Here is a 24734-nt window from a genome sequence, read left to right as displayed (position 1 = left end):
TCAGACAGAAAGGATGCGGCGGGAGAAATCCCGCCGTTTCTGTTTTCGAAATCGCTTGACTCCATTATAATAGATATTAATTCTTAGATAATGGAAAATATAGATGAGCATCTCGACAACGCCATTGGCGAAAATCTGCGCCGCCTGCGCCTTGCACAAGGCATGACGCTGGATGTGCTTGGTGACGCGTCAGGTGTCAGCCGCGCCATGATCTCGCGGATCGAGCGTGGCGAAACCAGCCCGACCGCACAGCTTCTGGCGCGCATTTGTGCAGCGCTCGGCACATCGCTCTCAGCCTTCTTTGCCGATGCGGAAGCGCCAGCTTCTCCCTTGCTAACGCTCGATCGCCAGCCAGTCTGGCGTGATCCGGATACGGGCTATATTCGGCGGTCTGTTTCACCACCGGCAACGGGGTCGAATATCGACATGATCGAGGTCGAATTTCCCGCAGGCGCAAAGGTCACTTTTGCACCACAGGCGACCAATGCAGGCATCACACAGCATTTGTGGCTCCTGAATGGGCAGATGGAAATTACTGTTGGAGCAACCATCTATCGGCTCCATACCGGTGACTGTCTTTATATGCCGCTCGTCGAAGGCATTGCCTTTCATAATCCCGGCACCTCGACCGCACGTTATGCAATCGTGCTCGAACGCCGCAACAATTCCTGAAAGCACAATATGATTCGTGTCCTTAGTTACGAAGATGCAGGCCCCTCCATTCTCCCACTGGCAGAAATCATTACGGATTGCGTCGACGACGGCGCGTCGGTTGGCTTCATGGCACCATGCGAATGGCAGGGCTTCATCCCTTACTGGAACCGCGTTTTCAATGAAGTAGAGCGAGGTGACACGGCCCTTCTGGTTGCCGAACATCGTGGAGAAATCGTCGGCACGGTCCAGCTTGGCTTGTCGCAAATGCCCAATCAGCCGCATCGTGCCGATCTTAAAAAACTGCTGATCCATCGCAAGGCGCGCGGACTTGGCCTTGCACGCAAGCTGATGGAAGCCGCAGAAGAAGAAGCGCGAAACAAACGTAAGACACTGATCTGCCTCGACACTGCTACCGGCAGTCCGGCGGAAGCAATCTATACCCATCTTGGCTGGGAACGGGTCGGCGTTATCCCGAATTATGCGCTTTATCCTGACGGAAGCCCCTGCGCGACCACACTTTTCTATAAAGGCCTGTGAAATGACCCTCACCATTCGCTTTGCCAACGAAGCCGACCTCCCTGCTCTGCTTGCGATCTATAATGATGCAGTCGAGAACACGCTTGCCATCTGGAACGAAACGCTCGTCGATCTGGAAAACCGTCACGAATGGCTCAAAGCCCGCAACCGTGACGGCTTTCCGGTTCTGGTGGCCGATCGCGATGGCCAGGTCGTCGGCTATGCGAGTTATGGCCCTTTCCGCCCGTTTGAAGGTTTCCGCCACTCATCGGAACTCTCTGTTTATGTGGCAAGCGACGCACGCGGTGGCGGTATAGGACGCGCACTTTTGGCCGAGCTTGTGGAAGAAGCACGCGAACGCAAAGTCCATGTGCTGGTGGCAGGCATTGAAGCTGGCAATGCGGCATCCATCGCGCTGCACAAATCGCAAGGTTTTGAGGATTGCGGCACACTAAAACAGGTCGGCCAGAAATTTGGACGCTGGCTTGATCTGACTTTCATGCAGAAGATTCTCTAACTATACCCATTCAAGAAAGAGCGCTGAGGGTCATTGCCCTGCGGCGCTTTTTTTGTTTATAGAAGTGTATTCGCAAGGACCCGGTGAAAGCCCGGGTGGCTCTTCTGGCCGCCTATCCGCCAGACAACGCAACAACATTCCCCATTTTTATAATCGGCCATGTTGATCTGAGCTTTTCAGCTCGTTTTTATTTGCGGAAAATTCAATGACACGTCTTGCTGCCTACCGCCGCGAGTGGTTCTCCAATATTCGCGGCGATATTCTTTCCGGCATCGTCGTAGCACTTGCCCTTATCCCGGAAGCCATCGGCTTTTCGGTCATCGCTGGCGTCGACCCCAAAGTCGGCCTCTTCGCCTCATTTGCCATTGCCTGCGTTTCCGCCTTCATTGGCGGTCGTCCTGCAATGATCTCTGCTGCCACGGCTGCAACTGCCGTGGTGATGGTCTCGCTCGTCAAAGAACACGGTCTGCAATATCTCTTTGCAGCTACCATCCTGATGGGTATTTTGCAGATTACCGGGGGCTTTTTGAAACTCGGGCGCTTGATGCGCTTTGTATCGCGCTCGGTCACTACCGGCTTCGTCAATGCGCTTGCGATCCTCATTTTCATGGCGCAGCTACCAGAACTTATTCATGTTTCGGTCGATACCTATTGGATGATCGCAGGCGGCCTCGCCATCATCTATATCTTTCCCCGCATAACTAAAGTCATTCCATCGCCGCTCGTTGCCATTGCCGTACTCACCACGCTTGCATGGGCAACCGGCATGGATTTGCGCACCGTTGGCGATCTCGGCGAATTGCCATCATCGTTGCCGTTCTTCGCATTGCCACAAGTGCCTCTGACGCTCGAAACATTGCAGATCATCCTGCCCTATTCGATCACGCTGGCGGCGGTTGGCCTGCTCGAATCGCTGCTGACGGCTCAGATTGTCGATGACATGACGGATACGACCAGCAACAAAAGTCAGGAATGCATTGGTCAAGGCACGAGCAATATCGCATCCGCCATGATTGGCGGCATGGGTGGTTGCGCGATGATCGGTCAGTCGGTGATTAATGTATCGTCCGGCGGTCGCGGCAGGCTTTCAACCTTTGTGGCCGGTTCATTCCTGCTATTTCTCATTCTCGTTCTCGATGATCTGGTGCGGATCATTCCGATGGCCGCTCTGGTGGCCGTGATGATCATGGTATCCATCGGTACCTTCTCCTGGCGGTCGATTCTCGATCTGCGCCGCAACCCGCCGTCGTCCTCCATTGTCATGCTGGCAACCGTCACAACGGTGGTTTCTACCCATGATCTTGCAAAAGGCGTTCTCGTTGGCGTGCTGCTATCCGGCGTGTTCTTCGCAGGCAAGGTCGCCAAGATGTTCCGCGTGAGCGAAACCACAAACGAAGATGGTACCGAGCGAACCTATACCGTTCAGGGCCAGATCTTCTTTGCCTCGGCACAAAACTTCATTGCAGCTTTTGATTTCGCAACGCCTGCAAGAAAAGTGACAATTGATGTCAGCCATGCCCATCTGTGGGACATCACCTCGGTCGGTGCGCTCGACAAGGTGGTGCTTAAATATCGTGCCAGTGGTACGGATGTAGCGGTAATCGGCTTCAATGAAGCAAGCGCCGATATGATCGACCGCTTTGGAGTTCATGATAAGGAAATTGGTGCCACGAACGTTGCATCGCACTAAATCAAAAAGGGCCGCTTTCGCGGCCCTTTTTATTAGTTTGTCTGCAGCACAGGATTGGGCGCTGGCAAGTCGGTCAAGCCAATCTCGCCTTCAACCTGATCACTGCGGGCCATGAGATAAAGGCCGAGTGCTGAGGTCAGAACAGCGATAAACACCAGATACCAGGCATGCGCCATTGGATTGACCGCCAGAAGCGAAGTTACGATCACTGGAGTCAGACCACCAAAAATCGCATAGGAAACATTGTAGGAAAACGACAGTCCGGAGAAGCGAACTGGTGCCGGGAATGCGCGCACCATCACATAAGGAACCGCGCCAACCATGCCAACCGAGAGCCCCATCACCGCATAAAGCGCGAACAGAACAGGCAGGGAAACTGCCGCATAGGTGTAGAACGTAAAGGTCGCAACGCCAAAGAAAACACCGGCAACGGCAAAGAAGCGTCCACTACCAATTCGATCAACAATCGCGCCTGCGCTCACCGTTCCGAACATCAAAAACAGCGTACCAAAGCTCGTCGCGGCAAGCGACTGCAACGGCGTGTAGCCGTAAAGCTTCTGCAGAAACGTAGCAGTCATCAAAGTAGTGACAACGATGCCCGCCGATAGGATCCAAGTCAGCAGCATCGAAATGATTACGCCGTGCATATGATTGCGAAGAACCGTGCCGAGAGGCAGCTTGTCTTTCAATAATTTGCTGTTCTTCATTTCGGTGAAAATAGGCGTTTCAGCCAACCAGCGGCGCAGATAAACGGCAAACAGTCCGAAGATGCCGCCGATGAAGAACGGAATGCGCCATGCATAGGCGGAAAGTTCTTCCGGTGTAAAAATCCAGTTTATGGCGGTAGCAATCAGCGACCCAAGCATGATGCCGAGTGTAAGGCCTGAACACAGGAAACCGCATGCCATGCCAACGCGATTGGCAGGCACATGTTCGGCCACAAAGGTCCATGCGCCGGGAACTTCGCCGCCGATGGCAGCGCCCTGCAACATGCGGAAAATGACCAGCAAGATCGGCGCACCGACGCCCAGCGTTGCATAGGTTGGCAAACAGGCCATCGCCAGTGTCGAAATCGACATGAGGAAAACCGAGAAAGCGAAGACACGCTTGCGGCCAAATTTGTCACCAAAATGCGCCAACACCACGCCCCCAACCGGACGCACCAGATAACCGGCTGCGAAAATTCCAAATGTCTGGATCAGCACCAGCCAGTCCGGCATGTCGGGCGGAAAAAACAAATGCCCGATAACGCTCGCAAAAAATACGAAGATGATGAAATCATAAAACTCCAGCGCGCCGCCCAATGCCGAAAGGCCAAGGGTACGGAAATCCTGCCGGTTTAGCGGTCGCGGATTGTTGCTTGTAGGGGAGTTTGTTGATGCCATCGATTCCATCTCTTCTGATCGGGTATCCGGATATGGACCCTAATGCGCCAATTGCATGCGCACTGCAAGCTTGACTTTTTGTCAATTTGTCATATTTTAGAATTATTCTAAACTATGGATTTTAACAATGCTCAGCCGATTTTTTAGAAATAGCCGTCGTCCTTTTAAATCCCTATCCGAACAAGAAATTCTTGCTCTTGCCATCTCCTCCGAAGAGGACGATGCACGCATCTATCTGGCTTATGCTGATGGTTTGCGTGAAGAGTTTCCGCAATCTGCAAAAATCTTTGAGCAGATGGCCGCCGAAGAGCATCAACATCGCGATGCATTGATTGAGCGACACCGCGCACGTTTTGGTGACAGGATTCCGCTTATTCGTCGCGAACATGTCACCGGCTATTACGAGCGCAAACCCGACTGGCTGGTACGCCCGCTTGGCATCGACAAGGTGCGCGATGCAGCAGCGCAAATGGAAGATCAAGCCTACCGCTTTTACATTGAAGCTTCCAAGCACGTGACAGACGCGCAGACGCGTAAGCTTCTGGGCGATCTGGCGCAGCAGGAAAAACAGCACGAGGCGACAGCCGAGTCGCTTGAGGGCGAGCTCACCCCTCACGACGTTAAAGACGACGAACGCGCATCGGAGCGCAAACAGTTTATCCTGACCTATGTGCAGCCGGGTCTCGCCGGATTGATGGACGGTTCGGTCTCCACCCTCGCACCAATCTTCGCCGCAGCCTTTGCCACACAGGATACGTGGCAGACATTTTTGGTCGGTCTGTCGGCTTCAGTGGGTGCGGGTATTTCCATGGGCTTCACCGAAGCCGTGCACGACGACGGCAAGCTTTCAGGCCGTGGCTCACCGATTAAACGCGGCATTTCTTGCGGCCTGATGACAACGCTCGGTGGCCTTGGCCACACCCTGCCCTATCTGATCAAGGATTTCTGGACTGCGACAAGCATCGCTGCAATCCTCGTATTCTTCGAGCTCTGGGCCATCGCCTTCATCCAGAACCGCTATATGGAAACGCCATTCTTCCGTGCAGCCCTTCAGGTGGTGTTCGGCGGCGCGCTCGTTCTGGCAGTCGGCATATTGATCGGTAGCGCTTAAACCCGCACTTCATCACGAGGCTGAGAAACAGGCTCTTCGAAGACATCAATCGCAATGCGGCCCTGCCGGGAGACAGTGACAAAACTGTTTGCCGGCACCGCCATCCAGTTTGCAACTTCGCCGTCAAGCGGTTCCGACACCACACATATTCCCGAAGCGCTACCCAGCGTCGCGGTATAAAGCGTCGGTGCAAATGCGTCGGTTGCGTAGCGGATCGCATAAAGCTGACTGCCATCCGAAAAAGCAGCGGTCAGTCGCAAGAATGGCGGCACACCGGCAATCACCGCTTCTTCAACAATCGTCGCGACCATACGCTTCATGGCCAGCACGGGATCGTTTTCGAGACCAAACTCCAGCATCAGCAGAAAGATCAGCTCAGAATCAGTCGCACCGTGTTTCTGTCGGTAATTATCATCGCTCAGATGACCTTCAAGCCTACGCCGCAGCCGATCAAAATTACCAATCTGGCCATTATGCATAAAACTCCAGCGACCCGAAACGAACGGATGGCAATTAGAGCGACTGGTTAATCCACCTGTTGAAGCACGCACATGTGCGAGAAAAAGGCGCGACCGGATCTGCCGCGCAAGACTGTTTAAATTCTGATCGGACCACGCGGGAAGAATATCCCGATACAGACCCGGCTCGGCACGCTCACCATACCAGGCAACTCCGAAGCCATCGCCATTGGTGCGTGTTTTCGCTTCATGCGCATCGTGGCTTTGCGCCACGAGCGAATGACAGGGAGACGATATAATGTCTTCCAGATAGGTTTCAGGTCCGAGATAGGCGGCCCAACGACACATGTTTGATCCCGAAATTACCGGCTTCGGTTATGCGTCCGCTCATAAAGCTGGCGAACGATCGAGCTCGCAGTTTTCTCGAACAAAAATGGCAAAATTGCATGGATCAATGCTGCAAAAGCTGCACAAAAAAGCTTGAACGAAAAACGCCCGGCAAAAGCCATATGCTGAAAATAGGTTTCATCTATCGACTCTGGGTGTTCGGTGAAGAGGCGTGTAATACGAGTGGTCATTGGAAATACTCCCGTCAATGAGTAACTTGTTCCCGATTTGCGACGCATATCGCGTCGTTCTGGAAAATCATTCTAGCAAATGCACATGAGATGAAATCTCAAAATATCCTTGTTAAATACGATTTTATGAGACAATCATCCCAACATGAAACCAACTCTTGATGCAATTGATCGAAGAATATTGGATGAACTGCAAATTGACGGCACTTTGTCCGTTGATTCTCTATCAGAGCGCGTGCATCTTTCCCGCAATGCCTGCTGGCGGCGGGTCAAGCGCATGGAAGATGACGGGATCATCAAAGCCCGCGTTGCTCTGATTGATGCCGAAATGGCTGGTTGCGGCCTATCCGTATTCATTCTGGTGCGCACATCAAGCCACGACCCTGATTGGCTCGGCAAGTTTCGCTCGGCGATGGGCCGTTTTCCAGAGATCGTTGGCGTCTACCGCATGACCGGCGATCTCGACTATGTGCTCAAAGCGCGCGTTTCCGACGTCAAAGCTTATGACCGGCTTTATCAGCGATTGATCGCGAGCGTGCCCTTATCGGATGTATCAGCTTCATTCGTCATGGAGGAGATCAAGGAAACGACAGCCGTGCCATTAGAGCGGGATTGATCTACCGAAAAAGTGCATCTCATCGTGTAAAAGCATGACCCTGTGCCGGACAATCATTGCAAAACATCAAATAGACGGTACACCTTTGTAATAATTTCACGTATGAGCGTCGCCAATTTAACTTCTTGCACGCCAGATCAAATCTTGGAGGAAAGGCTCTCTCATGACCGTACCTACGCTTGGCATTATCCGCCTTGAACATGCGGAAGGCCTTGAACTCCCCGCTTACGAAACATCTGGTTCCGCTGGAATGGACCTTCGTGCAGCCGTTGCGGAAGATCGACAGATCGTCCTGCTGCCGGGTCGTCGCACATTAGTACCAACTGGTCTCATCTTTGAAATCCCGGAAGGCTTTGAAGTGCAGATCCGCCCACGTTCAGGCCTTGCCTTTAAGAACGGCATCACCTGCCTCAATACCCCCGGAACCATCGATTCGGATTATCGCGGCGAAGTAAAAGTGCTGCTCGTTAATCTTGGCGATGAAGATTTCCGCATCGAACGCGGCATGCGTATTGCGCAGGCTGTTTTTTCTCCGGTGGTTCAGCCGAAGATCGAAGAGCGCACTGAGGTCAGCGAAACCAAACGCGGCGCTGGCGGCTTCGGCTCAACTGGCACTGCCTGATTAAACAAAATCAAAGAATTCAGAAAGCCGGGTAAAGCCCGGCTTTTCTTTTGTACTCACACATTACAACAATCACATTTAAACCATCAAACAACCGCTTAAGCGTCCTCACACTAGGACTATTGCGCGCATGACAAATAATTAAGATGAATTCCTGACTGCGCAGACATAGATATCCGCCTAACACTATTTTTAAAATTGATTTCTCAGGGGTTACCGGGTGCTTAAATCCACTGATACACTTGCCGCAGGACGAAAAAGGACTGCTAAACGCAAACGCAATCCTTTGTGGATCGGCTTGGCTGTTGTGGCCATTGCCTTGGGCGCAGGCTGGTATTTCCTCAGTGGCAAAGAAGCAAGCGGCCAGAAAAGCACCTATCTCGCTGAGACAGTCGAACGCGGAAATATCGAAAACTCAATCACCGCCGTTGGAACATTGAGTGCGCTACGCAGCGTTAATGTTGGTGCGCAGGTTTCGGGGCAGCTGAAAAGCGTAAAAGTTGAAATCGGCGACACTGTAAAACAAGGTGATCTTCTGGCTGAGATCGACCCCTCGCCTTTCGAAAAGAAGATGGAAATCGCCAGCGCGCAGCTCGATAATCTTAAAGCGCAGCTTTTAAGCAAGCAGGCACAGCTTACACTCAAAAAGTCCAATGCTGCCCGCCAACGCTCTCTGCTGGCCACTAAAAATGCATCGCAATCAACCATTGATCAGGCCGACGCAGATCTTGCCGTGGCCGACGCCGATGTGAAAGCGCTGAGCGCACAGATTCGTCAACAGGAAGCCCAGCTTGCCAGCGACAAGGTCGATCTTGGCTACACGACGATCTACAGCCCAATGGCCGGCACAGTTGTCGATCAGACTTCTAAAGAAGGTGAAACGCTCAACGCCGTACAAAGCGCGCCGACGGTCGTAACCGTGGCAGACCTTACGGTGATGACAGTCGAAGCACAGGTTTCGGAAGCCGACATCAGCAAGCTAAAACCCGGCATGCCGGTTTATTTCACGCTACTCGGCCAACCTGAAAAGCGCTTTACCGGAACGCTCCGCCAGATCAAACCAACGCCCCAAACCGACAACAATGTTGTCCTCTATTATGCGCTGTTCGACGTTCCCAACCCGACCGGCGAACTCATGATCAATATGAGCGCTCAGGTCTATTTCGTTCTCGACAATGCCGAGAATGTGCTCGTTGTTCCAACAGCTGCATTGAATACAAAATCTGACAAGGACGGTAAGCCGCAAACCACTGTGCAGGTCGTGGATAAAAGTGGTGCGACGACAGAACGTGCTGTTGAAGTTGGCGTGCGCAACCGTGTGCAGGCGGAAATCAAAAGCGGTCTTGAAGAAGGTGACAAAGTCGTTGTCACCTCTGCATCGGCAACTGCGGGTTCCAGCCAGCGCGGTCGCAGGCCCGGCGGTATGTTCTTCTGATGGAGCAAACCATGACCGATGCTCCGCTCATAAGATTGCAGGATATTCGCAAGACCTATCACAATGGCGATCTCGCGGTTGAGGTTCTTCATGGGATCACGCTTGATATTCGCGCCGGCGAGTTCGTTGCCATTAAAGGTGCGTCTGGTTCTGGCAAGTCAACCCTGATGAATATTCTGGGCTGTCTGGATAGTCCTAGCGGCGGTGAATATCTGCTTGATGGCGAGGATGTCTCGACACTTGATGCTGATGAACTGGCAGGCCTGCGCCGCCGCACTTTCGGTTTTGTGTTTCAAAGCTATAATCTGATTGCCACATCGACCGCACTTGAGAATGTCGAAGTTCCCGCGATCTATGCAGGCATGCCAGCTGCTGAGCGTCACGAACGCGCGGCAGCACTTCTTGATACGCTTAAACTCGGCGACCGTTTGGACCATCGCCCCAACCAACTTTCCGGTGGTCAGCAGCAGCGCGTTTCCATTGCGCGCGCACTGATGAATGGTGGCCGGATCATCCTTGCGGACGAACCAACTGGCGCGCTCGATAGCCAGAGCGGCGAAGACGTTATGGCGCTTTTGCGTTCGATGCATGAGCAAGGTCATACGATCATCGTCATCACCCACGCTCGCGAAGTCGCAGAACGTGCTGACCGTCTGATTGAAATTCGCGACGGCCAGATTCTGTCCGATACGACCAAGCATGAAATCCCAGACATCGAGGCACCCAAAAACCTCCAGCAGGTGACGCAAAGCGGTGCGGCGCATATCGCCGATATTTCCGAAGCGGTCAAAATGGCAATGCGCGCGTTACGTGCCAACATCTTCCGCACGGTTTTGACCTTGCTCGGCATCATCATCGGCGTGAGTTCTGTTGTGACAATGCTGGCAATCGGTACCGGCGCGCAAAATTCGATTCTTGATCGCATCAATGCGATGGGCACCGACCTTGTTTTGATTCGTCCCTCTATGCCCGGATTCCGTGGCTCAGGCTCTGTGGCAACGCTTGTCCCTGAAGATGCAGACGCAATCCTTCAATTGCCCAATGTGAAAACCGCCGTGCCCGAAGTCACTGGCAGCGTTACGCTAAGGCGGGGCAATGTCGATTATCAGTCACAAGCCAATGGCACGGTCGCGGCTTTTTCTGAAGCCAAATCGTGGAAGATCGACACTGGCGATTTTATTACACCGCATGACATGGAATCCTATGCGCCGGTTGCAGTGCTTGGTTCCACTGTGGTCAAAACACTGTTCCCAGATGGCTCCAACCCCATTGGCCAATATATCTTAATCCAGAAAATCCCGTTTCAGGTGATCGGCGCTCTGGAATCAAAGGGCGCAGGCTTTGGTGGCTCCGATCAGGATGATGTGGTTGTCGTACCGCTCTCGACAGGGAACCTGCGGCTCTTTGGCCAGAAATATGTCCGCACCATCACCGTTCAGGTCAAGGATGCCGACCTGATCGATACGACGCAGGATCAGATTCAAGAATTACTTGATCACCGCCACAAGCAGCGTGACACCATGATCACCAACATGTCGTCTATCCGTGACGATGCGGCGGCCATGGGTTCGACCCTGACGCTGTTTCTGGGATCGGTAGCCGCAATCTCGCTTCTGGTCGGTGGCATTGGCGTGATGAATATCATGCTCGTCAGCGTAACCGAGCGCACCCGTGAAATCGGAGTTCGTATGGCAACAGGGGCGAGACGGCGAGATATTCTCCTTCAGTTCATCACGGAAGCTCTGACGGTATCTGCAATCGGCGGTGCATTCGGCGTGATACTTGGTGTGGGAGCAGCGACACTCATATCCTTTGCAGGCGTGGCCGTGGCCTTCAGCGCCGGTCCTGTCTTGCTCGCCTTTACATGCGCATTCGCAACGGGACTTGTTTTTGGCTTTCTACCAGCCCGCAAGGCATCACGTCTGTTGCCAGCAGTAGCGCTCTCATCCGAATAAGTCGCTCATCTCACAAAGAAAAAAGCTGGCCCGTTTTCACAGGCCAGCTTTTTAAAATTGCTTTGTAGAACTTACTTAAACTGAATAGGCACCGTGATCGGCATACGTGGTTTGGCAATTGCTGCTGGCGGTGCAGGCACAGGCGATGAATTGCGCGTTGCCTGAACTGCGAGTTCATCCACCGTCGGATTACCCGATGACCGTGCCAGACTAACAGACAGAATGTTGCCCGACGGATCAACGACGAAAGTTACCTGCGCTGTACCCTTAACGCCTTTTCCAGCCTGACGCTGCAAAGAACGTGTTCGGCGCAACAAATGCGAATACAGTTTCGACTGCCATTTGTTCGAACTCACACCTGGAGACGCATTGTTATCGCCACGGCGACTTGCAACAGCCTTGGATCCAGAATCAACGTCCATACGTGGAGCGCTTGCCGTACGGGTTTCTACAGCCTTTTCAGCCTTTTTCGGCTTCGGCTTTTCAACCTTTTTTACCGGCTTTGGCTTTTCAACCTTTGGTTTTTCAACTTTTGGCTTCTCGATCTTTGGCTCAGGCTTTTCAACAGGAAGCGGCATAGCCACCTCCGGCTTTGGAGCCTCAACGATATCTGGGATGACCTCTTCCGGTTCTTCAACTGGTTCAGGCTCCGGCTCTGGCTCCGGTTCCTTAACTTCCTCGATAACAGGTTCCGGTTGCTCTTCCTCAATAGGCTCAACGGCAGCTTCCTGCTGCGGAGCCTCCGAAACAGCCTCTTCCATCGGTGCTTCTGGCTCAGGAGCAAACTCCACCACCATGGCAGCAACCTCAGTGCCATCCGGTTGGTCTTCATCCTGGTTCATGCTTACAGCATAAGCGCCAGCAGCGTGTACGCTTAGAACAATAATCCCCGCACCAAGCCAACGCCCTGCATCATGCCAGAAGGAATGATGATGGCTATCAGTTGATGCCACATGTTTGATAGGCGGATGTTCGGGCGGCAATCTGTTCATTACTGAGCCCCCTGCTCAACAGGTAGAGCTGTTGAGGAAGGTGTTGACGCAGGAGCAGGTGCGGATCCATCGGCAGCAGGTGCAGCACTGATAGTTTCAAGGCCAACCAGCGCTATCTTGAGGTATCCAGCTTCGCGCAACAAATTCATCACGCGCATCAGTTCGCCATAGCCAACTGTTTTGTCGGCGCGGAGAAACACGCGTGCTTCCTTGTTGTTTTCAGAAACACCATCAAGCTTCGGGCCAAGAGCCTCGCGCACGACTGTATCATTGCCGACACTAACGGTAAGGTCGTCTTTAAGCGTTACATAGATAGGCTTGTCGGGACGAGGTGCAGGCGTTGCACTCGACGCAGGAAGATCAACATTGATATCAACCGTTGCCAGTGGGGCGGCAACCATGAAGATAATCAGCAGAACCAGCATAACGTCAATAAATGGCGTCACGTTGATTTCGTGATTAAGCTCCAGATCGTCACCACCGCCTTCGCGAATTTTGCCAGCCATTTTGCTTACTCCGCAGCGTGTAGCTTGCCTTCAGATACACCAGCGGTTCTGAAGTCGAAATCACGGCTCACAAGGCGTTCAACACCAGCGCCAGCATCTGCAAGCAACGAACGATATCCAGTAATCGAGCGTGCAAAAACGTTATAGATAACAACCGCCGGAATAGCCGCAACAAGGCCGATAGCCGTTGCGAGCAGTGCTTCGGCGATACCAGGAGCGACAACTGCAAGATTGGTCGTCTGCGCCTGACTGATACCGATGAACGAGTTCATAATACCCCAAACGGTGCCGAACAGACCAACGAATGGTGCGACAGAACCGATGGTTGCCAGAATGCCGGTACCCTTGGAAAGACGGCGTCCGGCTTTTGCTTCAATACGTGACAGACGCGAGGACACACGTTCCTTAAGGCCATCGCCACCAGCGCGTGACAATGCCGGTCCAGATAGACGAACTTCATCTTCTGCTGCACGCACAAGAATTGAAGCTGGACCTTTAACACCATCAAGCGAACGAACCGCTTCAGCAAGCGTCGCGGAATGGCCGATCACCTTCAAAGCACGCTTAGCGCGGCTTCGTGCGCCAGCGAGTTCAAGTGATTTCGCGATCCAGATCGTCCAGGTTAAAAGTGATGCAATGGCAAGGCCAATCATCACGCTCTTGACCACCCAATCGGCAGCCATGAACATGCCCCAAGGCGAAAGGTCATGCGGCAATACAAAAGCAGGCTTCGCATCGCCGGCAACCACAGGCTCATTGACTGGTGCGGTAACAGGCGTAGTGGCAGGCGCTACAACAGGCTGCTCTGCAACTGGCCCTACAGCAGGTTGCTGCGCAGCAGGCGCAACCGGCGCCGCCGCTGGTGCGGGACTTGATACTGCCGGATTATTGGTAGCAGGCTCCTGCGCCTCCTGTGCAAGTGCAGAACCTGCAAATGCCAGTAACCCCATGCCCATCACCGTAGCCATGAAGCCTTTTCGCCAGAAACCAGTCATTGTGATCGCCTTTTGATTTTTCTCTTCCGTGCGCGCACAACAGATCGACCGTGCAAACTGCCACGCCGCTTAAGGGCTTTTCTTAACTCTCATTAACCTGATGTTGCAAGTCATGTTTTGAAATTAAAAGCATTTTCCTGATCATTATGGGCAAATAATGCAACTTCTACGCGCTGATATAGTCCTTGCTCACGACCCAATAATTCAGTGAAAACAGCAAAGAACGCAGGGACTGCGCTCCTGTCTGTCTTCCTAAACAGCGCGACATAACCGATCAGTTCTTCATTTCAATATGCGTAGCGTAAAATGTGGCCTATTGCATAAAACCTTCAAATCAGGCGTGATAATATGGATGGCGAACCTAACGTAGCAAATGCCTTACGGAAGGGCCGCTTGGAACTTGGGAGGATATGCTCATGATGTTTAAGGACATCCAGGCGCTCGAAAATGCCGCTCGCACCGCCATGGCAGGCAATGATGATCCACTGCCTATTCGTGCACGTGCATTAAAACCATCGCATTACGGTCTGGCCCTATTAGCAATTGTTGGCGCTGCTTATTTGTTACTCGCTTAAAATTAAACCGCTTCACGACGAACAATCCGGCAGACGTTTACCATGACATACAATCAGCAACGGATTGAGTTGCTGAATTGGTGTTCGCCATGCAACCATTAGGCCCAAACAACGTTATCAAAGTCGAGCAACATAGGTTGCGAACCACTGAACGTATAGGAGACCAGATATGGCGCGCGCAGCAAGCAATACGGCGAAGATCGGAAAAGAGATCGAAGAAGCTTTGACGGATTCGACAACCGAAGATCTTCAGGCTCAGGTCGAGCAGCTTAAAGAAGATATTGCTGCCATCGCTGCAACTCTCACAAGTCTTGGCTCGCAAACCGTGCGAGATGCAAAGCGTACCGCCAAAGATACATATAGAAGCGCTTATGTTCAGGGTGAGGACGTCGTCGATGATCTCAAGAACAAGGCACAGGACGTCGAAGCACAATTAACTGAGACAATTCGTGCTCGACCAATTGCTTCTTTGGCTACCGCAGTCGGCGTTGGCTATTTGCTCGCCCTTCTTTCGCGCCGCTGATTCCTGCCATGCTAAAACTTTTGGCCCCAGTCGTGGCAACGCTTGCAGGTGATGAGTTAAAACTCTTCACCGGACGCGCAAAACGTGCTGCAATTTTTGCGATAGCAGTAGCCATATTCGGGCTAATAGCGATCGTGTTTCTTTGCGTCGCAGCTTTCCTCGCTCTGAGTGAAAACTATAGCGGCCCAGTTGCAGCACTCATTCTTTCAGGATTAGCCCTGATTGTGGCGTTGCTCATTCTTGCGGTGTTGAAGATTCAAGCCGCCGCTGAAGAAAAGAAGCGCAAAGCGCGTATCGCTGCTGATAAATCCGCACTCATGGCAACGGCGGCAATCGCAACCGTTCCTTCTATCTTAAAGCGTCCCATTCTTGCCGTAGCGTTGCCTTTGGCTGGCATCGCACTGGTTAGCCTGCTTTCTGATAAGAAAAAACGATAAGATATCAGTTTATTAATTCCTATTACGTCGGCTCCTGTGAACTCTCACCGGGGCCGTTTTCTTGATGAGGGTCTAGATTCGTTAGTGACGACAACCGAATAATGACGCGCGTGCCAGTACCATTTAACGACTTCTTATAGATGGGCTTGTCGCCAAACTGCATGCAAAGCTGTTCAACAACCAAAGTGCCAAGACCATTCTGCTCTCGCTCCCCATCGAAATCGCTGCTCTTCCAGCCAATACCGTTATCTTCCACAACCAGCGCCAGCGATCCGGCGTCTTCATCATTTTTCAAGCTGACACAAATCTCGCCCCCCTCGCGTCCGACGAAGGCATGTTTGACAGCGTTGGTGATGAGTTCACCCAAAATAATACCGATGGTCGTGACGTCACGTGATTTAAAATCATATGGCGCAAAATCAGTTTTGAAGGTGATCTTACGATCCTCACTAATTCCTTCCTGAATATCTTCGATGACAGTCTCTAAAAACTCATCAATACGAGTCGATTCCATATCCTCGCCAAGACGAAGCCTTCGATGAGCTGTAGAAACGGTTTGCACCCGATCACGAGCCGCAATGAGCGCTGCACGCGCTTCTTCACTGCGGGTTTGTCGCAATTGCAACCCAAGCAGAGACGATACGGTTGCCAGTGAATTGCCTATCCGGTGATTGGAATCTTGTAAGAGCACCTCAACGCGATTGCGCTCCTTCTCGGCAATTGCCCGTTCTTTCTCGAGCTCGGCTGTGCGTTCTTGTACGCGCTGCTCAAGAAGTTGCTTCTCCGTTAGCAGAACGGATTGTCCTTCAAAGAGTGCGCGCGTTGCGCGTTGAACACTCGTCAAAAGTAAGAGAGTTAGCATTGCTGCCGATGCAAGCGCCACGATAGACGTCACGGTCAACATAAAACGCATATGATCGATATAGGCATTACGCTGCTCAAGTTCCGCACCTTCCGTGGCAACAAACTGCGCTACGGTTGTAGCGAGTTGCTCCCGCAAAACCTTGCCCGCGTTTCCACGTAGCTGAGCTGTTGCCTCGCTAATTTGTCCTGATCGGGCTAGGTTTATCGTTTCACGAATATCCTTCTGCCCCCGTTCGACCAGCGATTTAATCTCAATAACCCGCTCATGTTGTTGCGGGTTATCTTGTGTCATCAGAGCGAGGTTAGACAATGTCTCATCAATATCGATGATCGCCTGTTCATAACGGTCGATATATTCTTTATCGAGTGTTAGCAGAAAGCCACGACGGCTCATTTCAATATTATATGCAATACGCGTGATCGTGTTTACTTGTTCACGGAGTTCGAAATTTTTAGAAATATCAATAACTTGCTTGTTGACCCCATTCGAAAGAAACAGCGTTATTAATGCAGACAACAACACCAGACTGAGCGACACGATAAAAGCAATCGGACGCATTGTAGGTCTATATAAACGGTTCAACAGCATTGATAACAACGGCAATCCCACACCAAAACATTACGCCTGAGCGCTGTATAAATACTCGAACAAAAGACTCCGCCACATAGTAATTCGCCCTGACAGACCAGCACTGGAACTATGATTGCTTCCAGCGCTGGTTTGACAAGGAAATATTAATCCAAAGAATTATTCAAGTGTCAGACATCACACGATATAAAAAAGCCTCAAGCGAAGCTTCGTAGTGTCGCGCGAGTGGAATTAGCGTCTGGTCCGTAATCGCCATCGCCCTCTATCTGCAAAATTTCTTGCAGACGTGTACGCGCACGACTGACACGACTTTTAATCGTACCAACCGCACATCCGCAGATTTCGGCAGCTTCTTCATAGGCAAAGCCGGATGCGCCAATAAGGATAATGGCTTCACGCTGATCATCCGGCAATTGCTCCAGCGCAGCCTTAAAGTCCTGCAAGTCGAGCGTACCGTATTGCGAAGGGTGAACAGCGAGCTGCTCACTGAATACGCCATCTGTATCCTGCACCTCACGGCCACGTTTGCGCATCTGCGTATAAAACTCATTGCGAAGGATCGTAAAAAGCCAAGCCTTGATATTGGTTCCCAATTCAAAGGAATCCTGTTTGGCCCATGCCTTCATAATCGTGTCCTGAACGAGATCATCTGCGCGGTCAGGCTGACCAATAAGCGACACGGCGAACGCACGCAGGCTTGGCAAAGACGCCAGAAGCTCGCGCTTGAACTGCGCTAAATCTTCAGCCGACGGAACCAGTGCTGTGCTCACGCGTACTCTCCTGTTCGGCCTGATCGAGTTTTTCCAGCAGATCGAGAAAACGATCTGGAATGCTCTCATCCTGTATTGAGCTATAAAGCGCCTTTAATTTAAGGCCGACCTCGCAATTCGGCCCTAAAATGTCCTTCCGGACGCGCCCGCCAAGCCGTATTCCGGCCCCGTTCGCATGAAGGTTTTTCTTCTCTGTCATCTCTTAATCATTCCAGGCATTCGCCATTTCTAACTAAACCAAGCCCCTGCTTGTCAGGTAGAATGCATACGATCTCAAAAAGTTCCCTGAAATACGACAAACAAGTGGAACTTTTTCCAATCACCGACGTTTTGGGTAGGATAATGCTGCGCTCTATAAGACTTTCAACGCCTCTCAAGAGTCGATTAGAAGTTTGTAAAGATAAAATTGCGGCAATGAGGAGTCCAAAAACCATGACGTTATCGACGCGAATTGCGCCGCACCTTCCCTATCTTCGCCGTTTCTCACGCGCACTCACGGGCTCACAAGCATCTGGCGATGCCTATGTGGCCGCCACATTGGAAGCCTTGATCGCAGATATAAGTATTTTCCCACCGGCATCGGCTGACCGAATTGCCCTCTATAGGCTCTTCTGCAATCTGTTTAAAACTGCTGCGGTTCAGGTACCAGAACCATCATCAGAATTTGCATGGGAAAAGCAGGCTGCCCGCAATCTGGCTCACATCGCACCGATTCCAAGACAGGCTTTTTTGCTGGTCGCTGTTGAAGGTTTTAATGATCGGGAAGCCGCTGAAATTCTTGAACTCAGCGAAGTTGAGTTCGGCAAAATCCTTGTAGACGCATCAACAGAAATCTCGAAGCAGGTTGCAACCCGCATCATGATTATCGAAGATGAGCCATTGATTGCTATGGACATCGAGCAAATGGTCGAAAGTCTTGGCCATGAAGTTGTTGGCATCGCCCGCACAAAAGATGAAGCGCTGGCACTCTATAACAGTGCGAAGCCACGCATGGTCCTTGCCGATATTCAGCTCGCAGACGGCAGTTCCGGGATTGATGCTGTTAATGAAATTTTGCAGGATCAAACCATCCCTGTAATCTTTATTACCGCTTTCCCCGAACGGCTCCTGACGGGCGAACGCCCGGAGCCAACCTTCCTTGTTACAAAGCCGTTCAATCCGGATATGGTCAAAGCGCTGATCAGTCAGGCACTTTTCTTTGAGGAAGCCGCTCAGGTTGCAGCTTAGAAAAATACATACAGGCCACAAGCCGCTGACCTTCGGGGATGAAAAATCCCCGGAGGCTTTTGTCTTTTAAACAATATCCGCTTGAAAAAGCATGATATTTTCGCTGTCTGGACACGAAACTTGTCTATTCTACGGAACCAAAAGCATAGATCAGCCGTTTCTCTTTCAATAGTCAAAGAGGAGATTAAAAATGCTGTATTATGCTCTCGTTTTTCTGGTGGTCGCTTTGGTTGCAGGCGCACTAGGCTTTGGTGGAATTGCTGGCGCGTCGGCTGGCATAGCACAGATTCTGTTCTTCGTGTTCCTTGCGCTTCTGGTGATCTCACTGATCGCATCTGTTCTGCGCAAGGCATAGAGAAAACATCACTGATCACCGAACGAGGTAATAATCTCTCGTTCGGTGATCCGCTAAAAAGATTGCACCTGTTTATATTTTCCGCCAGCGACGCGATCAATTCGCTTAAAAAGAAACGATTTTATAATAGCTCTTTCAGTACCAAGCGGCCTACTTCAATCCATACCGAACTGCAGTTGAGGCATTCATGACAGAGTCAAACTCATACCTCACTGAAACAGAGCCAGATGCCTCACGTTTGCGTTCTTTGTTGCGCGCGGTGCGAAACAGTAATGTTTGCGTTCTTTATCAGACACCCGATCTTATCTACGCGTGGGGAGAAAATATCCCCGCTTACTGGCAGGAAAAATGGAAAGCCGGCGGTCAGGACTGTGACTTCATTTTTTCCACCTCAATGTCACGGCTCGAACATGCAAAGCGTACAGCGCTTGAAACAGGAACAGCGCAGAATGTCGAACTCGCTATCAATGATGGCGATAAGCTCCGCTGGATAGAGTTTCACATCGATTGTGATCACGATGATGATCGTAAAATAATAGGAATTGTGACGACAGCCCTTGAAATCAGCGAACTTAAGCGCCGTGAACAGGTCCTTAAAACGCTGTTGCGTGAAGTCAGTCACCGTTCAAAAAATCTGCTCGCTATCGTGCAAAGCATTGCGACACAGACCGCACGCTTCACAGATTCGGTAGATGATTTTCTGTTGAAGTTTCGCGGACGGATCCAGTCGCTTTCCTATTCGCAGGATCTGGTAACCGATTCAAACTGGCATGGCGCGCTATTTCTTGATCTCGTGCATTCGCAAATTGAGAAATATATCGATATGCAGGATGAACGCCTGACAATCGAAGGCGACAATCCCTATCTCTTCCCCGGGGCAGCATTGCATGTCGGGCTGGCTCTGCATGAGCTCATCATCAATGCAACATCATTTGGTGGACTGTCCATTCCATATGGACGCGTAATCGTCTCTGCAAAAATCCAGAAAAACAACAATGGCGATGATGAGTTGACCTTCCATTGGAACGAAACAAATCCATCAATGCCAGAAGTGAAACATGACCCGCGCTTCGGCAGCGCAGTGTTACAACGTATCGTTCCATCCGCAGTTGGTGGTCACGCAGAATATCGCGTTGATGGCTCAGGCGCCGTTTATTCCCTGATTGTGCCCGCAGAACAATTCGATTCCTGACCCACCGCATCGAAAAAGAGCAATTCTCTTTGATGCAGCAAAAAGCCGTCATGGATTTGGACCATAACGGCTTTTTAATAATGCGGAACGCCAGCAGCAAAAACGGGGATAAATGTGCGGCATTCTCGCTGTCCGCTCCATACGGGGAAGTTGGAGTGAACTGTGAAGGCCGCTGCGGGGCGGGTTGCAACCTTCATATTAGAAACGCGACTGAACTTGTTTGGTTCCGTCAGGGTTCGATTTTTTTACAATAAAGTTCGAGCCGGTGATGCACAATCTCGTAGCCGAGTTCGCGGGCGATCTCTTCCTGAAGTTTTTCGATTTTGTCTGAACGAAATTCAACCACATCACCCGAGTCCATATCGATGATATGATCATGATGAGAGCCACTTGCCTGCTCAAACCGCGACGGTCCGCCGGCAAATGCATGGCGATGAATAGCACCCAGCTCTTCAAGCAGCTTCATCGTGCGGTAGACAGTCGACAGTGAAATACTGCTGTCAATCACAACCGCACGCCTGAAGATTTCCAATGCATCTGGATGATCTTCGGTCTCGGTCAGAATGTTCAGGATAATACGGCGAGGCCGCGTGATACGCACGCCAGCATTTCGCAGTTCCTGCTCATAATCGGGTTTCTTGTTCGATTCACTCATACACCGATTATGCACTTACAATGCTCCAGTTGCAAATTTTCGCAACTGGAGCACTTAGCATCTCCCACAGCTTTTGTTAAAAGCTATAGAATTGAGGCATCCACCTACTCAGCACCAACCCGGAAATACGTACCGGCAGCTGAACCAAATCCACCAGATGTTGATTCATCACAAAAAGGAGTGGGGATTTTGAGTGCAGCTCCCTCGAGCTTCAGGATCAACGGCCCGCTCTTGCTTTCAAACTCCGCTTCACCAGCACTCTTCTGGTTCAACACACCTTCAAAGCTGCATATCCAGCTTCCATTGGCCTGATCCGAAACATCAACCTGAACCGAGAGTTTATCAGGTGATTTTTTCTCGACTTTGATACTACCCCAGGCATTCTGCCAATTTCCTTCAAGGGAAGAACTCTCCTCAACTGAAACCCAGTTTAACAGTTCTGCGCGCGCTTCAGTCCGGTAACTTAAACCTTCCAGTCGCATTGCAGCATTGGATAAATGACTTTCAAAAGCCTCTGAGCGTTGCTTCAGAAAGCCAGCCTGATCGTTACGAAGTGCTTCTTTCAAATCGGGAGAAGCTCTCTCGACAAGCGCAGTATAGGCTATCGACATCGCCCGATCCGCTTCTGCGATATCTTTGTCAGAGCAAATCGCCTTCTCAGTATCTGTAGAGGCTTTTGCGCAATCAAAACCAGCCTGGGCGAAGGCTGCAACGGGAGACAAAGCGCAGACACCCAAAGCCAGACTGAAAATGACAGAGTAGTTCATAAAATAATCCCCTTGGACTGTTTGGCCACATGCAATCAAGCAATGAACAAGCAGCTGAAACTTGGCGAGGCTGACGTAAATACGCCGCCGCCATTAATTAACGCATGCAGGTAAAAGCCTATTGAGCTGGTTCAAACGCAAATGGCTCGGCATCGACGAATTGATCCGACGTTTCTCCAACAAACACACGGCTCATATCAACACCAAGATCAAGCTTTCGTACTTTGGCAGCCTCTGAAAAATCGAGCTTCTTCAGATCAACCCAAAAGACGTTTGGCGATGTTGCCGATTCTGCGTGAAATGTCAGACTCTTCTGATCTGCAACAACACGCCAGCGGGTTGTCGATAGATTGGGCGCATCAGGCAGGCTGACACCATAAGGCACCGAAGCATTGCGGATCACACTAAAGACCGCAGAAGCGGCAATCCTTGGATCTTCGGTTTGCGTTACGGCATTGACGTAAAATCCTGCACGCACAAACCGATCTTCCGATCGACCACTCCCCGGAAGGAAGTTCAGCAAATTGAGAGCGCTCCAGTATTTCTGATTGGCAAGCTGGAAATCAAATGGCGGATCATTTGTGACCACCTGATATGAGCGATCATGATGGATTTTAAGCTTTCCATCGATCCACTCTAATACAGCGCTGTCACCTGAAGCATCCGAGAGGGTCAGATGCAGGGGCGCGAGACTGCCCGGACGACCGGGAACTTCCCCGCTCACCACATCAAACGGCTGATTGCGGGTATATTCTACGGCCTCGGCAACAGTCGCGAACTGATCCAGATAGAATTGCGCCCATATTGCCAGAGACATACGCGGTGTCGCATCATCATCTTTTGGGAATTGCGTTGCGTTCAACCATAGCAAGCTTGCATTGAGGCCAGCCTCATTCATGCCGTCAACGGTGGAAATATCATAGCCCGACACTGCGAGGCTTCCATATTTCGAAGTCCACTCCTTTGAGCGTGAGCCGGCTTCGCCACTGCGCTTCATGCCACGCGGAAAGACCCAAAAATTGCTGACCATCGGATCCCTGAAATCCATATTTCGGCCAGTAAGCACGCGCCCCTGCTCTCCATGATAAACAATTCGGGTGCAGGCCTGAACTTCAGCCGTCATTAACGCAGTTGCTGCGGTCAACGCGGCAAGTACACGTGTGAAGCGGGACATCTTGGACACCTATTCATCAATTGATAGGATATTTCTATCGGTGAAATTGGGATAGCAACACAACACGAAAACTATGTCTTCATCATCACTCTATTTGCGAGCCCAATCAGGATCAATGCCATTTGTGCCCATGATCCCATAATAGCCACCTGTGTTGATAAACCACACAGTAAAGGCGGCGCCTAACAACAGGAAGATACTTATCGCGATCAGAAGACGCTTCTTTCGCGCCGTGCGCCTCAACACGAGATAAACGCCAGCACTGAATACGGCTGATCCGATATAGGCCGCGATCATTCCACCCTCCCCCGACATATACAAAACGCTTGAACCTTTTAGATAGCACCTGAAAGGTTCCGCGGTGAACAACAAGTAAAATCGTCGGAATTCATCCCTTTTATTTGGTCATCAAAAGTTGGAATTGATTTAAGAGGCTTACAATATACGGTTTAGCAATGACTTCACGAATGAGAGGATGCTATAATGCGTAAATTTATTATGTTTGCAGCAATATTGAGTTCTTTATGTATTTCGTATGTTGGCTTCGCAGAAGCGAAGGATTCAATAAAAAACAAGAATGCAAATTCTATGGCCTGCATGGAACGAGGAGGAAACCCACTTGAGTGCTCTACCCGTTGCGCAACACTAGGTATATATTTCACTGCGTGTTTTTAAGAATATGATGAAGTTTTTATAACGAAAACGATATGAAAAAAACCGTATTACTATTTATCATTTTCAGTCTGATCGTATTGGGCAACATCAGCAACGCCGGAGCCAAAGCCTACTTGCCGCTTGATGAAAGCTGCCAATATTACTATTTGGACGGGCAGCGAATTAAATGTTGTCAAGATTCTACAGGTAGTTGGTATTGCAATAAGGGAATATGATGTTCGACAAAGAGGCTTCCCTTGTTGTCGAACATCACCATCAATCATGGAAATTGTTGGTACGCCCAAGGGGAATCGAACCCCTGTTTGCGCCGTGAGAGGGCGCCGTCCTAACCGCTAGACGATGGGCGCAAGCAGTGCTTGCTAATATAAGACGAGCCGCACGCAAAGAAAAGGGCGGCAAATCTGCCGCCCGCATCCAAAACTATTCAACATTACCGAGCTTGATACGCCCGAGAATGCGCGATTCACGGTAATCATAAATGATAAGTTCCGTGCCGCCATCTGGCAAAAGCGTTTCCAGCGAAAGCTGATCACCAGACAGGCTCTGCGATAGAAGACGCGTACCCGGCGTCAAATCGATCTGCGATTCGATCAGCTTCGGCGGCTCCACCTTGATAGGTGCAGAAACCTGTCCCGGAATGTCTGAACGCGCAACTTCTGTCTCGGAAGCATCCGGTGCGCGATTGATCTTGTAGACAACGGCGACAAGCACAGCCATAAGACCAATCAACATAACACCGATGGAAACTGCAAGCAGCCGCACCATCTTACGACGGACTTTCTCCATCGCTGGATCAAGCGGGGGTTCCGGTTGTTGTTGGTCCGGGTAATAGCCCTGCTGATAGTCCTGATATCCAGAATCCTGTTGATTCTGATATTTCGGATAGTGTGGATCCTGCATT

General features: G+C 51.1%; 28 protein-coding genes, 1 tRNA gene, 1 pseudogene and 1 other annotated feature. Of the genes and pseudogenes, 15 read left to right on the top strand and 15 right to left on the bottom strand.

Annotation, left to right across the window (positions count from 1 at the left end; translation table 11 throughout):
* The first annotated feature begins 99 nt into the window (after positions 1-99).
* The 4 genes from ACOZHT_RS18350 to ACOZHT_RS18335 all read left to right on the top strand — a co-directional run bounded on the left by ACOZHT_RS18350 (position 100) and on the right by ACOZHT_RS18335 (position 3377).
* Positions 100-672: an XRE family transcriptional regulator gene (locus tag ACOZHT_RS18350; RefSeq protein WP_339513321.1), complete on the top strand. Its 573-nt coding sequence runs from the start codon at positions 100-102 to the stop codon at positions 670-672.
* A gap of 9 nt (positions 673-681) precedes the next feature.
* On the top strand, positions 682-1191 hold the full coding sequence (locus ACOZHT_RS18345; RefSeq protein ID WP_339513293.1) for a GNAT family N-acetyltransferase: 510 nt from the start codon (positions 682-684) through the stop codon (positions 1189-1191).
* A 1-nt stretch (position 1192) separates the two neighbouring features.
* Complete coding sequence (locus ACOZHT_RS18340; RefSeq protein WP_339513291.1) at positions 1193-1687, top strand: N-acetyltransferase family protein; 495 nt, start codon at positions 1193-1195, stop codon at positions 1685-1687.
* A 73-nt stretch (positions 1688-1760) separates the two neighbouring features.
* Positions 1761-1816: a sequence feature (sul1 is cis-regulatory element that is thought to sense ions involved in sulfur or methionine metabolism; They are found in Alphaproteobacteria), on the top strand.
* A gap of 76 nt (positions 1817-1892) precedes the next feature.
* The gene (locus ACOZHT_RS18335; RefSeq protein WP_421566191.1) at positions 1893-3377 is read left to right on the top strand and encodes a SulP family inorganic anion transporter; all 1485 of its coding nucleotides are present in this window, start codon (positions 1893-1895) and stop codon (positions 3375-3377) included.
* A gap of 32 nt (positions 3378-3409) precedes the next feature.
* Here the strand turns inward: ACOZHT_RS18335 and ACOZHT_RS18330 are convergent, their stop codons facing one another.
* Positions 3410-4762: an MFS transporter gene (locus ACOZHT_RS18330; RefSeq protein ID WP_339513287.1), complete on the bottom strand. Its 1353-nt coding sequence runs from the start codon at positions 4760-4762 to the stop codon at positions 3410-3412.
* A 127-nt stretch (positions 4763-4889) separates the two neighbouring features.
* Between ACOZHT_RS18330 and mbfA the strand changes: the two genes are divergently transcribed.
* Complete coding sequence (mbfA, locus tag ACOZHT_RS18325; RefSeq protein WP_339513285.1) at positions 4890-5873, top strand: iron exporter MbfA; 984 nt, start codon at positions 4890-4892, stop codon at positions 5871-5873.
* Here mbfA and ACOZHT_RS18320 read toward each other — a convergent pair.
* Positions 5870-6679: a class II glutamine amidotransferase gene (locus ACOZHT_RS18320; RefSeq protein WP_339513283.1), complete on the bottom strand. Its 810-nt coding sequence runs from the start codon at positions 6677-6679 to the stop codon at positions 5870-5872. The two genes, mbfA and ACOZHT_RS18320, sit on opposite strands and share 4 nt — an antisense overlap.
* Positions 6680-6693: 14 nt before the next feature.
* A complete protein-coding gene (locus tag ACOZHT_RS18315) occupies positions 6694-6909 on the bottom strand; it encodes a DUF6356 family protein (protein WP_339513281.1) in 216 nt (71 codons plus the stop codon).
* Positions 6910-7054: 145 nt separating this feature from the next.
* On the opposite strand from ACOZHT_RS18315, the gene ACOZHT_RS18310 reads away from it, so the two are divergent.
* The 4 genes from ACOZHT_RS18310 to ACOZHT_RS18295 all read left to right on the top strand — a co-directional run bounded on the left by ACOZHT_RS18310 (position 7055) and on the right by ACOZHT_RS18295 (position 11537).
* Complete coding sequence (locus tag ACOZHT_RS18310) at positions 7055-7525, top strand: Lrp/AsnC family transcriptional regulator (protein ID WP_339513279.1); 471 nt, start codon at positions 7055-7057, stop codon at positions 7523-7525.
* 163 nt (positions 7526-7688) lie between these two features.
* Positions 7689-8147 carry a dUTP diphosphatase gene (dut, locus tag ACOZHT_RS18305; protein WP_339513277.1) on the top strand — a complete coding sequence of 153 codons (459 nt, stop codon included), beginning with the start codon at positions 7689-7691 and terminating at the stop codon, positions 8145-8147.
* A 220-nt stretch (positions 8148-8367) separates the two neighbouring features.
* Positions 8368-9582 carry an efflux RND transporter periplasmic adaptor subunit gene (locus tag ACOZHT_RS18300; protein ID WP_339513275.1) on the top strand — a complete coding sequence of 405 codons (1215 nt, stop codon included), beginning with the start codon at positions 8368-8370 and terminating at the stop codon, positions 9580-9582.
* A gap of 11 nt (positions 9583-9593) precedes the next feature.
* Positions 9594-11537, top strand: coding sequence for a MacB family efflux pump subunit (locus ACOZHT_RS18295; RefSeq protein WP_421566190.1), 1944 nt, complete (start codon positions 9594-9596; stop codon positions 11535-11537).
* 71 nt (positions 11538-11608) lie between these two features.
* Here the strand turns inward: ACOZHT_RS18295 and ACOZHT_RS18290 are convergent, their stop codons facing one another.
* The 3 genes and pseudogenes from ACOZHT_RS18290 to exbB form a co-directional block, all read right to left on the bottom strand.
* Positions 11609-12529, bottom strand: coding sequence for a TonB family protein (locus ACOZHT_RS18290; protein WP_339513271.1), 921 nt, complete (start codon positions 12527-12529; stop codon positions 11609-11611).
* Positions 12529-13035 carry a TonB system transport protein ExbD gene (gene exbD, locus ACOZHT_RS18285; RefSeq protein WP_339513270.1) on the bottom strand — a complete coding sequence of 169 codons (507 nt, stop codon included), beginning with the start codon at positions 13033-13035 and terminating at the stop codon, positions 12529-12531. Before exbD ends, ACOZHT_RS18290 begins: the two co-directional genes overlap by 1 nt.
* A 5-nt stretch (positions 13036-13040) precedes the next feature.
* Positions 13041-13754 (bottom strand): annotated as a pseudogene (exbB, locus tag ACOZHT_RS18280) (tonB-system energizer ExbB); the annotation flags it as partial.
* Between the two features lie 692 nt (positions 13755-14446).
* Between exbB and ACOZHT_RS18275 the strand changes: the two are divergent.
* The 3 genes from ACOZHT_RS18275 (at position 14447) to ACOZHT_RS18265 (ending at position 15565) form a co-directional block, all read left to right on the top strand.
* Entirely contained in the window at positions 14447-14605 is a 159-nt protein-coding gene (locus ACOZHT_RS18275; RefSeq protein WP_339513266.1) for a hypothetical protein, read from the top strand.
* A gap of 169 nt (positions 14606-14774) precedes the next feature.
* A complete protein-coding gene (locus tag ACOZHT_RS18270) occupies positions 14775-15128 on the top strand; it encodes a DNA gyrase subunit B (protein WP_339513264.1) in 354 nt (117 codons plus the stop codon).
* 8 nt (positions 15129-15136) lie between these two features.
* Positions 15137-15565 (top strand): hypothetical protein, encoded by a 429-nt coding sequence (locus tag ACOZHT_RS18265; protein ID WP_339513262.1) that lies wholly within the window; start codon positions 15137-15139, stop codon positions 15563-15565.
* Positions 15566-15587: 22 nt separating this feature from the next.
* On the opposite strand, the gene ACOZHT_RS18260 is transcribed toward ACOZHT_RS18265, so the two are convergent.
* From ACOZHT_RS18260 to ACOZHT_RS18250, 3 genes are all read right to left on the bottom strand, one after another.
* Complete coding sequence (locus tag ACOZHT_RS18260; RefSeq protein WP_421566189.1) at positions 15588-17018, bottom strand: sensor histidine kinase; 1431 nt, start codon at positions 17016-17018, stop codon at positions 15588-15590.
* Between the two features lie 197 nt (positions 17019-17215).
* Positions 17216-17788 (bottom strand): RNA polymerase sigma factor, encoded by a 573-nt coding sequence (locus ACOZHT_RS18255; RefSeq protein WP_339513260.1) that lies wholly within the window; start codon positions 17786-17788, stop codon positions 17216-17218.
* Positions 17760-17987 carry a NepR family anti-sigma factor gene (locus ACOZHT_RS18250; RefSeq protein ID WP_310015220.1) on the bottom strand — a complete coding sequence of 76 codons (228 nt, stop codon included), beginning with the start codon at positions 17985-17987 and terminating at the stop codon, positions 17760-17762. Before ACOZHT_RS18250 ends, ACOZHT_RS18255 begins: the two co-directional genes overlap by 29 nt.
* A 233-nt stretch (positions 17988-18220) precedes the next feature.
* On the opposite strand from ACOZHT_RS18250, the gene ACOZHT_RS18245 reads away from it, so the two are divergent.
* The 3 genes from ACOZHT_RS18245 (at position 18221) to ACOZHT_RS18235 (ending at position 20562) form a co-directional block, all read left to right on the top strand.
* Complete coding sequence (locus ACOZHT_RS18245; protein WP_339513257.1) at positions 18221-19015, top strand: response regulator; 795 nt, start codon at positions 18221-18223, stop codon at positions 19013-19015.
* 190 nt (positions 19016-19205) lie between these two features.
* Entirely contained in the window at positions 19206-19370 is a 165-nt protein-coding gene (locus ACOZHT_RS18240; RefSeq protein WP_310015223.1) for a DUF1328 domain-containing protein, read from the top strand.
* A 187-nt stretch (positions 19371-19557) separates the two neighbouring features.
* Positions 19558-20562 (top strand): sensor histidine kinase, encoded by a 1005-nt coding sequence (locus tag ACOZHT_RS18235; protein WP_339513254.1) that lies wholly within the window; start codon positions 19558-19560, stop codon positions 20560-20562.
* Between the two features lie 229 nt (positions 20563-20791).
* On the opposite strand, the gene ACOZHT_RS18230 is transcribed toward ACOZHT_RS18235, so the two are convergent.
* The 6 genes from ACOZHT_RS18230 to ACOZHT_RS18205 all read right to left on the bottom strand — a co-directional run bounded on the left by ACOZHT_RS18230 (position 20792) and on the right by ACOZHT_RS18205 (position 24733).
* Positions 20792-21217 (bottom strand): Fur family transcriptional regulator, encoded by a 426-nt coding sequence (locus ACOZHT_RS18230; RefSeq protein ID WP_339513252.1) that lies wholly within the window; start codon positions 21215-21217, stop codon positions 20792-20794.
* 104 nt (positions 21218-21321) lie between these two features.
* Positions 21322-21984, bottom strand: a complete 663-nt coding sequence (locus ACOZHT_RS18225) for a lysozyme inhibitor LprI family protein (protein ID WP_339513250.1) — start codon at positions 21982-21984, stop codon at positions 21322-21324.
* Between the two features lie 118 nt (positions 21985-22102).
* Positions 22103-23158 carry a linear amide C-N hydrolase gene (locus ACOZHT_RS18220; RefSeq protein WP_339513248.1) on the bottom strand — a complete coding sequence of 352 codons (1056 nt, stop codon included), beginning with the start codon at positions 23156-23158 and terminating at the stop codon, positions 22103-22105.
* A gap of 90 nt (positions 23159-23248) precedes the next feature.
* Complete coding sequence (locus ACOZHT_RS18215) at positions 23249-23455, bottom strand: hypothetical protein (RefSeq protein WP_339513246.1); 207 nt, start codon at positions 23453-23455, stop codon at positions 23249-23251.
* Between the two features lie 650 nt (positions 23456-24105).
* Positions 24106-24180: transfer RNA gene (locus ACOZHT_RS18210), tRNA-Glu, on the bottom strand.
* 73 nt (positions 24181-24253) lie between these two features.
* Positions 24254-24733, bottom strand: coding sequence for a hypothetical protein (locus tag ACOZHT_RS18205; RefSeq protein WP_339513244.1), 480 nt, complete (start codon positions 24731-24733; stop codon positions 24254-24256).
* Position 24734 lies beyond the last annotated feature (1 nt).

The organism is Ochrobactrum sp. EDr1-4 (assembly GCF_049199085.1).
Classification (GTDB): Bacteria; Pseudomonadota; Alphaproteobacteria; order Rhizobiales; family Rhizobiaceae; genus Brucella.
The sequence above is the reverse complement of the archived record's forward strand: the minus strand, read 5'-3'. Positions and strand labels throughout refer to the sequence as shown.